Below are 16,471 nucleotides of genomic sequence, written 5' to 3'. Positions count from 1 at the left end.
TGTTGGAGTAAATGTTGACAGTTCTCAAGAAGATCAAGATAATGTAGTTATTGACTTATCAAGCGCAGCGGATGCAGAGGGCTATTATGAAGCTAATATATATCAAGATGGAGTAATAGTAACAACTGATTATTTAAAAGATATAGAAAACTTAACAGGTTCTGCTGGAAATGATGTTTTAACTGGTGACTCTGATGTAAATACATTAACAGGTCTTGATGGAGATGATATCTTAAGTGGTCAAGGTGGAAGTGATGTTTTAGTCGGTGGTGAAGGTTCTGATACTGCATCATATGTTGAAAAAACAATCGGAGTAACAGTAGATTTCACTAATAATACAGCAACAGTTGGTTCTGGTCCAGAAGTTGATACTTTAGATTCTATTGAAAATGCAATTGGTGGTACAGGCAAAGACATCTTTATTATGAATGAAGATGGAGTAGAAAACAAGATTGATGGATCAGGTGATGATGATACTATTTCTTATGAAAATTATACTTCAAACGCTGTTAGAGTGAATCTAAGTTATGAAGATGAACAAGATGTAGTAACAAATGATGGTGATACTATTATTTCAGTAGAAAATGCAATTGGTTCTACAAAAGACGATACTTTTATTGGTTCTGACTCAACAAACTCTTTTGAAGGTGGAGCAGGAAATGACACTTTTATAGCAGGAACAGATACTAATAATGATGATTCTATTGAGAATGTAGATGATGGTGCAGATTATTTTGATGGTGGTGTAGGTACAGCAGATTGGGCAGATTATTCTGTTATAGAAGATGATGGTATTGAATCAACAAAAGGTATTGAAGTTACACTTGATAGTGCAAATGAAACTACTGTTACTGTAAATGGACAAACAGGAACAGATACAATATTAAATGTAGAACATATAAAAGGTACTGCTGATAATGATAGTATACAAGGTGATGTTCAAAATAATTCGCTTGTAGGTAATGCTGGAGATGATGTATTATCAGGTGAAGATGGAAAAGATATCCTTCTTGGTGGTTTAGGTAATGATAGTTTACTTGGTGGAGCTGGTGATGATACTCTTCAAGGAAATGAAGGAGATGATTATTTAACTGGAAGTTTAGGAAATGATAAAATCTATGGAGGAACATTTGATGGAACTACTCATGTAGATGATGCATTAGATATTGATACTGTTGATTATACAAATGCCTTAGAATCACTTACAATAGATTTAGATTTAGCTGCTGCTGGTGGATTAGCTGTTGATGGGACGATAGAAGGTAAACTTGTTGGTTCTACAGGTGATGATGGGCAAGGTATTGATGAATTATATGGAATTGAAAATATTATAGGTTCTAACTTTACAGGTGATATTATTTATGCTAATTCTTCAACAAATGTTATTGATTCTCAAAGTGGAAATGATGAAATTGAAGCTAGAGAAGGTGATGATACTGTATTAGCAGGAAGTGGTGATGATACAATTATTGCTTCAAGCGCTACAGATGGAGCTGATTATATTGATGCAGATACAGGAAATGACACTTTAGATTATTCAGTACTTACTTCTTCTAATAATATTGAAGTAGATTTAAGTCAAGTTGCAACACATGATTTTGATGGAAGTGGCGGAAATGACTCTTGGGAAGTTAATATTGCAGGAACAACTGGAAATAACGATATTGTAAAAGGTATTGAGAATATTATTGGTGGAGCGGGAACTGATACTATTATTGCTAATGCTCAAGAAAATGTAATTCAAGGTGGAGCGGGAACTGATACTTTATCTGGTGGAGATGGTATTGATACTATTTATGGATTTAAAAAAGGTGAAACTGAAAGCTCAGTAGAGTTTGATACAGTGTCTTATTCTTATCTTACATCAAAAGCTGTAAGTGTTGATTTAGAAGCAGGAACTGCAACAGTTGATTCAAATGATAGTGATACTTTAGTTTCTATTGAAAATGTAATCGGTGGAGATTTAAATGATGAAATTACAGGAAGTTCTCAAGTAAATTCATTAGAAGGTGGAGATGGTAATGATACATTTATAAGTTCTCTTGGTGATGATTTCCTTTATGGTGGAAATGTTACAAGTGGGACTCATACTGATTCTCATACAACAGGTGATACAGCTGATTATAGTAATAGTATTAACACAGATAATAATTTAGTAGTAAATTTAAGTAATACTTTAAATGATGGAAATGATTATACAAGTGCACAAGTACGTCTTAATAGTGATAATTCAACTGTTTATACAGATAAGTTATATGCAATTGAAAATATTTCAGCTACTGCAAATGATGATACCTTAACAGGTAGTGATTCATCAAATACATTAAGTGGGAATGATGGTAATGATATTCTTCAAGGTTTAGAAGGTGCTGATAAACTTGATGGTGGAGATGGTGATGATATATTTATTGTTGATGAAAATGATATTAGTGACACTGGTAATGATGTTATCATAGGTGGAGATGGATCTGATACAATTAATTATAATGGTATTACGTCAAGTGGTGTAACAATTGACTTTGGAACTGGTAGTACAGCAACTGTTAATATTGGTTCATATTCTCATACTTTAGAAGAAGTTGAAAATATTACAGGTACCGAACAAAATGATGATTTAACTGGAAATTCAAGTGTTAATACTATTCAAGGAATGGGTGGAGATGATTCAGTTTATGGTCAAGAAGGTGCTGATTTCCTTTATGGTGGAAATGATCAAGCAGATGCAACATCATCTGGTAATGACTATATCGATGGAAAAGAAGGTGATGATAAAATCTATGGTGGAGATGGAACTGATGAACTAATTGGTGGATCAGGTAAAGATACTATTTATGGAGAAGACGGCGCAGATATTATCAAAGGTGAAAATGATGATGATATTATTTATGGTGGAGATGGAGCTGATGATATAAATGGTGGTTTAGGTGCAGATACAATTTATTCAGGAGATGGAGATGATGTAATCACATTTGAACAAGCTGATAATAAAACTGACATTGTTTATGGTGGTGATGCTTCAGCAGATAGTGGTATTGATACAGTTGATTATACTCAAGCAATTAAAGGTATGACTGTAAACTTAGCAAATGGAAATGCTCAAGGAACTGCAACTAGTGCTGATCAAGGAACAGACAGTTTATATGGAATAGAAAATATTATTGGCTCTGATTTAGAAAAAGATGTAATTACTGGAAATGATGATGTAAATACACTAAGTGGACAAGGTGGTAATGATACATTATACGGTGGAGCAGAAGCTGATACACTTTTAGGTGGAGCTGATGATGATGAACTTCATGGTGGAACTGAAAATGACTCAATTGATGGTGGAATTGGAGATGATGTAATTTATGGAGATGAAGGTTCAGATACTCTAGTAGGAAATGAAGGTTCAGATACATTTATTGCTACAAGCGCAAATGATGGAATTGATACTATTACAGGTGGAACTGGTAGTGATACAATTGATTATAGCGTTATAACTGATACTTCAAATAGTGTTACAGCTACACTATTAGCAAGTGGAGATTCAACTGTAACTTTAGCAAGTGGAGATAATGATACTATTAATACAATTAATAATATTATTGGAACTTCAGGTGATGATGTATTCACAGGTAGTTCTTTAGTAAACACTTTTGAAGGTGGAGATGGTATTGATGAAGTACGATATGACTATGATAATACATCTGGAGTTGATGTAGATTTAGAAGCTGGAACTGCAAGTGAAAATGGTGGAAGTGTAGATACATTAACAACTATAGAAAATATTGTAGGATCTTCATATGATGACTCTTTTGTAACTTCAAGTACAGTTTCAAATGTAATAGATGGTGGAGAGAGTGATGTAAATGGAACAGAATCAAAAGGTGATACTATTGATTATAGTTCAAGAAACGATGCTATTACAGTAACCTTAAATGGTGGAGTAGATACTACAGTTGATATAGCTGATACTACATTTGATGATACAATCAGTAATATTGAAAATGTTATAGGAAGTACTGTTGCTGATAATATTACTGGTGATAGTGATGAAAATACATTATTTGGAATGTCAGGGGCTGATATTTTAGATGGTGGAGCTGGTGATGATTATATTAAAGGTGGAGATAATGATGATCAAATCACAGGTGGACTTGGAGCTGATAAGTTATTTGGAGATGCTGGTAATGAAACTTTTACAGGTACAGAATTATTAGATTTTACAGGTGATGAAATAGATGGTGGAGATGACACAGATACAGTTGATTATAGTTTAGTTACAGGTATAACAGCAGGTGTAAATGTTACATTAAATGATGCAACTATTGCTCAAGTTAATTTAGATGCAAATGCAAATAATCATACTATTGTAAATATAGAAAATATCACAGGTACAAATTTTGTTGATACTATTACAGGTGATTTAAATAATAATACACTATTTGGAAATGATGGAACAGATGAAATATCTGGTGGTGCAGGTGACGATTATATTGATGGTGGAGATAATAGTGATAATGATGAAAATTCTACTGTATATGAAATATTAGATGGTGGAACTGGTGCTGATACTATTTACGGAAGAGCTGGAAATGATTCAATAATTGGTGGAGATGATTCAGATAAGTTATATGGTGGAACTGGAAATGATATTCTTGATGGTGGAGCTGGTGAAGATACTTTAACTGGTAATGCTGGAGATGATACATTCTTCGGTGGTGCAGGTAATGACCAGTTTATAGGTGGTTCAGGTAGTGATACTGCTGATTATACTGGTGTAGCTTCTGATATTATTGCAAATGTTTCTACAAATGCTACAGGTACAGATATTGGTATAGATATTTATTCTGGAATTGAAAATATTACAGGTGGTGTAGGTAAAGATACATTAACAGGATCAGATGGTGAAAACACTTTATTAGGTAGTGAAGGTGATGACACTATCTCTGAGTTAGCTGGAAACGATGTTGTTGAAGGTGGAGATGGAAATGATTATATTTACGCTGGAGAAGGTGATGATACTATTGATGGAGATGGCGGAACTATAGATGGAACATCAGATACTTTAGATTATAGTTCAATAGATGTTAATGATGATAGTAGAATATATAATACACAAGCAATTACAGGTATTTCAGTAGATTTAAATGATAATAATGGCCAATATATTCATAACGAATTTGGAACAGATACTATTACTAATATAGAAAATATTGTAGGTTCAAATAAAGCTGATTATATATTAGGAAATACAGGTGACAATACTTTAGATGGTGGAAATGGTAATGATTATCTTGTAGGTGGAGAAGGTTCTGATAAATTAATAGGTGGAAATGGAACAGATACTGTTAATTTCACAGATGCTAGTGGAACTGTAATTGTTGATATGACAAAATCTCAAACAGATGGAAGTGAAGATACATATAAGATTGAAAATGACGGATATGGAAACAAAGAGTTTTTAGATGGTGTTGAAAATATTTTAACAGGAGATGGTGCTGATACAATTTATGGAGATGCACAAGCTAATATTATTGAAACAGGTGCCGGTAATGATACAATCCGAGGTGGAGAAGATGCAGATGTTATTGACGGTGGAGCTGATGAAGATACAGCTGATTTCTCAGATTTAGCTTATGGTGTAACAGTTGATTTAGATACTAATGATGATGGTTCAAAATCTGGAACTGCTTCTTCAAACTCTAAAGTTGATACTTTAAGAGATATTGAAAATGTTATAGGAACTAATAGGTCTGATAATATCTCAGGAGATGAATATTCAAATACATTATTTGGTGGAGCTGAAAACGACATCTTGAAAGGTTTAGATGGACAAGATTATATTGATGGTGGAGAAGGAACATCTGATACTATAGATTTTAGTGATGGTACAGAAGGAATAATTGTTGATTTATCAACTACACAAACATTGGATACAGAAAGTACATATAGAGTACAAAATGATGGATTTGATAATAAAGAGTTTGTTACAGGTATAGAAAATATTACTGGTACAGACTATGCTGATGATATTACAGGTGATGATGAAAATAATTTACTTGATGGTGGAGCTAATGATGATATTATCAAAGGTGGAGCTGGAAGTGATATTCTTATTGGGCAAACAGGAGCAGATATATTCTCAGGTGGTTCAGGAGATGATTATATTTATGGTAATGAAGAAAATATATTAAGTGAAGATTCTAGTAGAGATGTTGTTGATTATTCGAATGCTTCAAATATAATCTCATTAAATCTTTCTTCTTCAGATAGTACAATTGAGTTATCTGAAGAATCTTCAACAACACTTAGCACTCAAACTGCTGTTGGTGAAGGAACAGATAAATTATATGATATTCAAGATGTAATAGGTTCAAATCTTGCAGATACTTTAATAGGTGATGAAAATATAAATTCAATTTCTGGAAATGGTGGAAATGACTTATTAAGCGGTGGATTAGGAGCAGATGTTCTACAAGGTCAAGGAGATAATGACACTATTTTAGGTGGCTTAGATGGAGATTATATTTATGGTGGAACATATGATGGTTCTACTCATATTGACAGTGGAATCGATACTGCTGATTATAGTTATATCACAGACACAACTGCTATTAATGCAGATTTATCATTAAGTGCAGAGCAAGTTAAAGATAGTGTAACTACTACAAATGCTGATAATTTATTTGGAATAGAAAATGTTAAAGGTACTAAAAATATTGATACTCTTAAAGGAAGTGATGACTTCACTGAAATAAATGTTTTAGATGGTTATAAAGGAAATGATACTTTCTATGCTTCAAAAGGAGTTGATACATTTATAGGTGGAGATGGAACGGATACTTTAGATTTTAGTACTATTGATGTCGCAAATGCAGATGAAAATAGAGTTATTGTTGATTTAGGTTTAGAACAAGTAACTGATGATGGATATCAAAATTCATCTGTTGCGGTTATTGATGTAGTAAAAAGTATTGAAATTGTTTTAGGTACTAACGGTGATGACCAATTAAGAGGAAGTAGTGAGGCTAATACTTTAATAGGTGGAGATGGTAATGATACAATTACAGGTATCGCAGGAAGTAACTTACTTCAAGGTGAAGCAGATAATGATTCTATTTTAGGAGGATCAGAAACTGATACTATTGAAGGTGGAACAGGTGATGACATTCTTGATGGTGCTGTTGGAGATGATAGCATTAGTGGTGGAGATGGTGTTGATACTATCAATAAAAGTGCTGGTGAAGGAAATGATTCTATAGATGCTGGAATTGGAAATGATATTATTTATTCTGGAGTAGGAAGTAATCTTATTACAGGTGGAGATGATAGTGATACTTTAACTTACGAACAAATTACTAGCTCAAAAATTATTGCAAACCTTGGAAGTGGAGTAGATGGAGATTTTGGAACAGTAACTATAGGAAGTAATATAGATACTTTAGAAGACCACATCGAGATTTTAAAAGGTTCTGCAAGTACTGATACAATTTATGGATTTAATGATTCTATTAATACTTTAGCTGGAGCTGATTATAGTGACACTTTATATGGGCAATCAAATAATGATAGCATTTATGGTGGTATTGGAAATGATACTATTTATGGTGGAAGTGGAAATGATACTATTAGTGGACAAGCTGGTGATGATGAAATAGATGGTGGAACAGGAACTGATACTTTAGATTTCAATGATGCTTTAAAAGCTGTTGAGGTTTATTTAGATGCTAAAGATGAAGATGGTAATGATACTGTAAATTCTGTTGAAGTTGTACAAGATGGATTTGATGGGCAAGACCAAGTTGTATCTATATCAAATATTATAGGTTCAGAATATGGAGATACAATTAAAGGAAATGCTTCTTCTAATAATATAAAATCAGGAGAAGGTGACGATACTATATTTGCAACTTCTGGTACAGATATTATTGATGGAGGGAATCATAATTCAGGTAGTGGAGGAGGAGATTGGTTAGATTATCGAACATTTACTTCTGGAATTGATGTAGTTGTAAATGGAACAAATATTTCAAATATAGAAAACCTATTTGGAACAATAGAAAATGATAGTTTAACAGGAGATAGTCTTAATAATACTCTTGATGGTAATGAAGGTAACGATGAATTAAATGGAGGAGATGGTAATGATCATCTTCTTGGTAATGATGGTATTGATATATTAATAGGTGGCGATGGTATTGATACTTATGATGGTGGAGCTGACGATGATTCAATTAGTTTCTTTGATGTAGAAGCTAGTGTTGATGTTGATTTATCTACATCATCAGTAAATGAAGATGGATATGGAAACGAAGAATTATCTTCTATTACAGATATTGAGAATATTATTGGTACTTCAGTTTATGGTGATACATTAAGTGGAGATGATGATACTAACACTATTTTTGGACATGGTGGAGGTGATACTCTAGATGGTAATGGTGGAACTGATACTTTATATGGTGGAACAGGTGAAGATACATTAATCGGTGGAGCTGGTGTTGATGAGTTAGATGGTGGCGAAGATAATGATACTTTATACGGTGGAGATGGTGCAGATATTATTAATGGTGGAGATACAGGTATTGATACTATAGCTTTTGATAATACTTGGGGTGATGCTGCATTTGATGATACAGTAAATAAAATTGATGTAGATTTAACAAATAATAGAGTAAATAATGATGGATATGGGAATATTGATACTTTAACTAATATTGATCAAGTATTAGGTTCAAATCAAGATGATATTATAAGAGGTGATGATGCTGCTAATGATACTTTATATGGTGAAGAAGGTGACGATACAATTTACTTATCAAGTACAGGAACAGATTACTTAGATGGTGGAACTGGTGGTGAAACTAATGGTGACTGGCTAAGCTTAAAATATGCATATATTTCTACAGTAGATTTAAATTCTAGTACAGATAATTTACATAATTTTGAAAATGTATCAGGAAGAGATAGTTCTGCAAGAAATGAATCTGCTTGGGGAACTACAGGTGATAACACATTTATTATGTATGATGGAAATGATACAGTTTTAGGTAGAAATGGAAATGATGTATATGACTTAGGTGATGGTGCTGATAGGGCATATGCTGGTGATGGAAATGATACTTTAATTGGTGGAGTAGGAGAAGATATTCTAGATTATCGAGGATATTCTACTGGGTCAAGTACTAATATTATTTTACAAGATGCGAATATTGATACAAATGATGATGGAACAGCAGATACTTCTGTAACTAGTACAACACAAACAGTAACAATAAGTGGTTTAAAAACACTTAGCGATGGAGATTATACTTTCTTTAGTGTTACTGACTCAAGAGGAGATACTGATCTTATTTATCAAGAAGATGATGGAACAGCTGATTTTGAAAGATTTTCATTAAGTAATGTTGCTGATGTATTTGTGGGAGATAATGCAAATAATACAGTAAATGGAAATGAAGGAGCAGATACACTTCTTGGAATGGATGGAAATGATACCTTAAATGGTGGATCTGATAATGATTTAATATACGGTGGAATTGGAGATGATGTTATTGCTGGTTCTTCTGGAGATGATAGATTATATGGTGAAGCTGGTGATGATGATATTGATGCTGGTGATAATGATGATACTATTTGGGGTGGAGCTGGAACGAATAACTTATCAGGAGATTCTGGAGAAGATACTATTCATGATGAAGAAGGTACTGATACTATAGATGGTGGAGCAGCAGAAGATACTGTTATTTTTAAAGAAGGAACACAAGGTGTTGTTGTTGATTTAGGAAGTAATACAAGTACTGATGCATTTGCAAATGATCAAACAATTACAAATGTAGAAAATATTACAGCAACATCATTAGATGATGTAATTATTGGAGAAGATGGAGTTACAAATATTCTTTATGGTTTAGATGGTGATGATACTTTTACTGTTACTACAAATGAATCTGGAGATTCTGATTATATTTATGGTGGTGATGGTGATGCAGATAAAATAATCTTAAGCAGTAATGTTGATGGTACAGTAAATGATGCAAATAGTGACATTTTAATTAACCCAGATTCTAGTCCAGCTACATATGAAAATACAGTTGATATGACAACTGATAATAATATCGAGTTTATTTCTTCAGGGGCAAGTAATTCAACTAAGTTTTATGATATTGAGAATATTGATGGAAGCGATAAAGATGATTATATTAAAGCTGATGGAGAGAATAATACTATTGATAGTGGTGCTGGTAATGATTATATTCAAGGTTTAGGTGGAGATGATGAATTAACATTAGGTGCTGGTGATGATATAGTTGAAGGTGGAACAGGAGATGATATCTTAGATGGTGGATTAGATATTGATACTTTAGTTTATTCTTCTTCGACTTCAGGAGTTACTGTAAACTTAGAAACAGCAGTTTCTACAGGGGTAAATATTGGTACAGATACAATTTCTAATTTTGAGAATATTGTAGGAAGTGCTTCAGGGGATACTTTAACAGGAGATACGAGTACAAGTATTGGTAATACTATTTATGGTCAAGGTGGAGCAGACTTTATTTATGGTTTAGACGGAGATGATGAACTTCATGGTGGAGATAATGATGACTATATAGATGGTGGAGTTGGTGCAGATGTTATGTATGGTGACGCAGGAAATGATATTTTCATTACTAGTGCGGGAGATGATACTATTGATGGTGGAGCAGATGATAGCGATACTGTTGATTATAGTACGGCAACTGGACCATTAAATGTAACATTAGTAGATGGAGCTGCAACTGTTACTATTGATGGAACAGATACTTTAACAAATATTGAAAACCTTACTGGAACTAGCTCAGCTGATTTAATCACTGGTGATTCAAATAATAATACACTTATAGGAAATGCAGGAGATGACATCTTAACTGGTAATGCAGGAGATGATGACCTTCAAGGTGGAGCAGGAAATGACAGACTTTATGGTGGTATTGGAACAAATACTATTGATGGAGGAGAATCTAGCGAAACTACTGGAGATTGGATAGATTATTCTGATTTATCATCTACTGATGTAACAATTAATCTAACAGCAGGAACTGCTACGGCAACAGATCTTAGTGATACTATTTCAAATATTGAACATGTAAAAATGGGTAATGGAAATGATAACGTTCAAGGTGATATTTACAATAATAGTTTACTAGGTGGAGCAGGAAGTGATACCTTAGATGTATCTCAAGCAACAAGTAGTGTAATTATTGATTTAACAGATACAACAAATAAAAATGGTACTACATCAGGTTCAAATATTGGTACAGATACTTTTGAAAGTTTTGAAAACTTTATTGGTTCTTCACAAGCTGATACTTTAAATACAACTGATGTAAGTGGTATTTCTTTTGATGGTTTAGGCGATACGGATAAAATTGATTATACTACAATGACAACGGCTGTTACTGTTGATATTAATGGTACAAATGATATAACTATAGATGACACAAGTGCTATTGATACTCTTTCAAATGTAGAGCATATTATTACAGGAAGTGGAGATGATACATTTAATTATACTGGAAGTTCAAATGTAACAACTCTAGATGCAGGAGCAGGAACTGATACATTAAGTTTAAGTGGAACAGTTGATTTATCTGGAGTTACACTACTTAATTTTGAAACAATTATTGTTCCTGAAAATGAAACAGCAACTTTAAGTGCGACAAACTTAGATGATGAAGATTTTGAAATTCAGATTTTAAATGGTGGAACTTTAATTATAGAAACAACTTCTGATGAAAATGACCATGACTTTGATAATATTACATTTAATAAAACAGGAACAGGAAGTGTTCAATTAGATGTAATAACAACAGTAGATTTAACATCACATGATATTCATGGTACAGGTAATATTGATGTAATAAATGTAAGTGGTGATGTAACATTAACTGAAACACAAGCTACAACGGCAACTTCTATTACAGGAAGTGGAACAGCAACAATAGAAGTTAGTACAAATAGTAGTACTGATTTTGCAACACTGTTAGATGATTCAATAGAATCTGATACTACAGTTGAGTTCACAGCTGATTCTACTTTTGATGGAGATTTTGGTAATTCAAGTATTTTAGTTGATTCAAGTGTTACTTTAACTACAACTTTTGATAAATTAGATAGTAAAACTTCTAATTTAAGTGGTGCAGGAAATATTACATTAACTGATACAAATGTAGATGCTAGTGATGTAGATGATGTTGCTACTGCTATTAGTGGAACTTTAACTGCAACTATTACAACAGGAGCAGTCGATACAACATTAGCAACAATAACAAATGTAAATGCAAGTGATGATATAACATTTACAACAAATGATCCAAGTGCAGATGCTTCAGATATAGTTGATTTAAAAGTAAAAGTAGATAACTTTAATGTAGATACAATTGATTTAATAACAGAAAATGCTACTAATATTGGAGCAAATGCCACAACTGTTACACAAGCCTTAACAATAACTGGCGGAACAGAAGCTGTAACAATAACAGGAGCTATTAGTGCAAGTGATACAAACACAATAGCAAACGCAACAAGTGGAGTAGTAACAGCAACAATCACAGCAGGAGCAGTAAAAGCAACATTAGATGCAATTACAGATGTAGATGTAGGCGTAGATGATGTAATAACATTTACAACAACAGATACAAGTGTAAATGCGAGTGATTTAGTTAATTTAAATGCAAAAGTTAATAACTTTACAGTATCAACAATTGAAGAAGTAACACAAGATGATGGAACAATTACAGATGTAGTAACAGGTTTAGTATTGTTAGATGGAGATGAAGATGTAACAATAACAGGTGGAGATATTTCAGTAACAGATATAAATACAATATCTTCAACAAGTGGAGTAGTAACTGCAACAGCAAATACAGGGGTTGCTGGAACATTAACTGGATTATCAACAGATGATAATGATGACATCACAGTAAATATGGCAGCGGCAGATACATCAGCATCAGATTTAAAAACAATCGATTCAAAAACAGGAATAGCAATAAATGCAACAGTAATTACAAAATTAACTGGTAATGCAACAGATGTAAAAGATGTACTAGCAACAGATTCAACAATCACAACAGTAACAGATGGAAGTTTAGCAGTAGATGTAAGTGGAAGTGTAAGTGTTGCAGATATAAATACAATAAATGCAGACTCTGCAACAGGTGTAGTAACAGTAGGAACAGTAGATACAGGAAATGCAACAACGTTAGCAGGATTAACAACAAGTAATACAGATATGATTACAGTTGAATTAGAAGCAGCAAGTACAGATGCTGCAAATATAAATATAATTAACGGTGCAACAGGTGTTGCAGTAGATGCAGGCAGTATTACTGAATTAACAGGAACAGCAACATCTATACAGACAGCACTAGCTGCAAATACAGCAGGAACAATAACAGGACTTGGAACAAAAGCAATAAATGTAGATGATACAGTAGCAGCTTCAGTAATAAATGATATAGCTGGAGATACAAGTGGAGTAGTAACAGCAACAATCACAGCAGGAGCAGTAAAAGCAACATTAGATGCAATTACAGATGTAGATGTAGGCGTAGATGATGTAATAACATTTACAACAACAGATACAAGTGTAAATGCGAGTGATTTAGTTAATTTAAATGCAAAAGTTAATAACTTTACAGTATCAACAATTGAAGAAGTAACACAAGATGATGGAACAATTACAGATGTAGTAACAGGTTTAGTATTGTTAGATGGAGATGAAGATGTAACAATAACAGGTGGAGATATTTCAGTAACAGATATAAATACAATATCTTCAACAAGTGGAGTAGTAACTGCAACAGCAAATACAGGGGTTGCTGGAACATTAACTGGATTATCAACAGATGATAATGATGACATCACAGTAAATATGGCAGCGGCAGATACATCAGCATCAGATTTAAAAACAATCGATTCAAAAACAGGAATAGCAATAAATGCAACAGTAATTACAAAATTAACTGGTAATGCAACAGATGTAAAAGATGTACTAGCAACAGATTCAACAATCACAACAGTAACAGATGGAAGTTTAGCAGTAGATGTAAGTGGAAGTGTAAGTGTTGCAGATATAAATACAATAAATGCAGACTCTGCAACAGGTGTAGTAACAGTAGGAACAGTAGATACAGGAAATGCAACAACGTTAGCAGGATTAACAACAAGTAATACAGATATGATTACAGTTGAATTAGAAGCAGCAAGTACAGATGCTGCAAATATAAATATAATTAACGGTGCAACAGGTGTTGCAGTAGATGCAGGCAGTATTACTGAATTAACAGGAACAGCAACATCTATACAGACAGCACTAGCTGCAAATACAGCAGGAACAATAACAGGACTTGGAACAAAAGCAATAAATGTAGATGATACAGTAGCAGCTTCAGTAATAAATGATATAGCTGGAGATACAAGTGGAGTAGTAACAGCAACAATCACAGCAGGAGCAGTAAAAGCAACATTAGATGCAATTACAGATGTAGATGTAGGCGTAGATGATGTAATAACATTTACAACAACAGATACAAGTGTAAATGCGAGTGATTTAGTTAATTTAAATGCAAAAGTTAATAACTTTACAGTATCAACAATTGAAGAAGTAACACAAGATGATGGAACAATTACAGATGTAGTAACAGGTTTAGTATTGTTAGATGGAGATGAAGATGTAACAATAACAGGTGGAGATATTTCAGTAACAGATATAAATACAATATCTTCAACAAGTGGAGTAGTAACTGCAACAGCAAATACAGGGGTTGCTGGAACATTAACTGGATTATCAACAGATGATAATGATGACATCACAGTAAATATGGCAGCGGCAGATACATCAGCATCAGATTTAAAAACAATCGATTCAAAAACAGGAATAGCAATAAATGCAACAGTAATTACAAAATTAACTGGTAATGCAACAGATGTAAAAGATGTACTAGCAACAGATTCAACAATCACAACAGTAACAGATGGAAGTTTAGCAGTAGATGTAAGTGGAAGTGTAAGTGTTGCAGATATAAATACAATAAATGCAGACTCTGCAACAGGTGTAGTAACAGCAACTGCGACATCAAATGATGCTTCAATTTTAAATGGATTGACTACAGCTTCAACTGATGAGATTACTATAACCGTAACTGCTGGTAATCAAGATGCTGCTGATTTGGTTGCTCTAAATGGTAAAACAAACCAACAAATTGATGTAAGTGCATTAACATCTATACATACTATTAACGGTACAGCAGCAGAATTAACTAATATTTATGATACAAATGTTAGTGAATATAATGGTCTTGGAAATGAGAATATTACAATAGATGATACTGTAAGTATTTCTGAAGCTACTACAATAGCTGGTTATACAAGTGAAGATACAAATATTACACTTAGCGCAGCTTCTGTTGATGCTACAGATATAACAACATTAAATACGGCTAATGGAAACGGTACAATTGATGGCTCAAACTTAACTGCAATTAATGGAAGTGTGTCAGAAATTAATGCAGCGTTAAGTGATCTTGATACGAATCCAGCAAATTTTGATTCAACATTAAGTGCTGGAACTGAAACAGCAAATGCAATTACTACACTTAATACTACAAATGGAACAGGTACAGTAGATGCATCAGGTATTACAGGTGTTACAGGAACAAGTACTGAAATTGAAGCACTTCAGGATGCAGGTATTACTATGGATGCTGATTATAATGCAACAATTACAGGAACAGCTGCAACAAATGATGTAGAGTCTATTTTTGCAGATACAAGTGGAGTTATAGATGCAACATTTGGAATAAGCGATGATACTCTAAATATTAATTTTGATGAACTAGATAGTAGTGATATCTTAGATTTTGGTAATGGTGATGACACTTTAGCATTTGATACAGCTGTTTCTGGAGATTTAGATTTTAGCAACATTTCAAATCTTGAAAATTTAAATCTTTCAAGTGGAAATGATAATATCACGTTAAGTGGAGATGAACCTACTAATGTAAATGGTGAAGCAGGCGATGATACTTTTGCTTTAAACTTTAGTAATATTGATAACTTTAATATTGATGGTGGATCGAATACAGATAATGTTGAGTTAACAGGTAATTCTAATTCAATAAGTAGTGATACTGAATTTGGACATGCATCATCTTTTACAAATATAGAAAAACTAGATATAAGAACTTTAAACTTGGATACTGCAGATACAGGTACAGAATTTGAATTCACTGATGCATTAATTCAATCATGGACAGGAAGTTCAACTGGTAATTTAACTTTATCTTTAACATCAACACAAGCAGATTTAATTAAATTTACTGATACTTCAAGTTCAACAGAAAGAAATAGTTATAATTCTGGAAATACGAATAGTGATATAAGTGATAATACAACTTATAATTTAGGAAATACAACACTTACGATTGATTTAACTGATGTGTAA

General features: G+C 33.1%; 1 protein-coding gene (cut by a window edge). It reads left to right on the top strand.

Annotated features, from left to right (window positions below; translation table 11 throughout):
* A protein-coding gene (locus LPB137_RS14635; RefSeq protein ID WP_076087685.1) for a hypothetical protein crosses the window boundary here: on the top strand, positions 1-16,471 show its final stretch. 17,189 nt of this gene lie to the left of the window's left edge; only the last 16,471 of its 33,660 coding nucleotides appear in the window; the start codon falls outside the window, past its left edge; its stop codon occupies positions 16,469-16,471.

It is taken from the genome of Poseidonibacter parvus (assembly GCF_001956695.1).
Taxonomy (GTDB): Bacteria; Campylobacterota; Campylobacteria; order Campylobacterales; family Arcobacteraceae; genus Poseidonibacter; species Poseidonibacter parvus.
The sequence above is the reverse complement of the archived record's forward strand: the minus strand, read 5'-3'. Positions and strand labels throughout refer to the sequence as shown.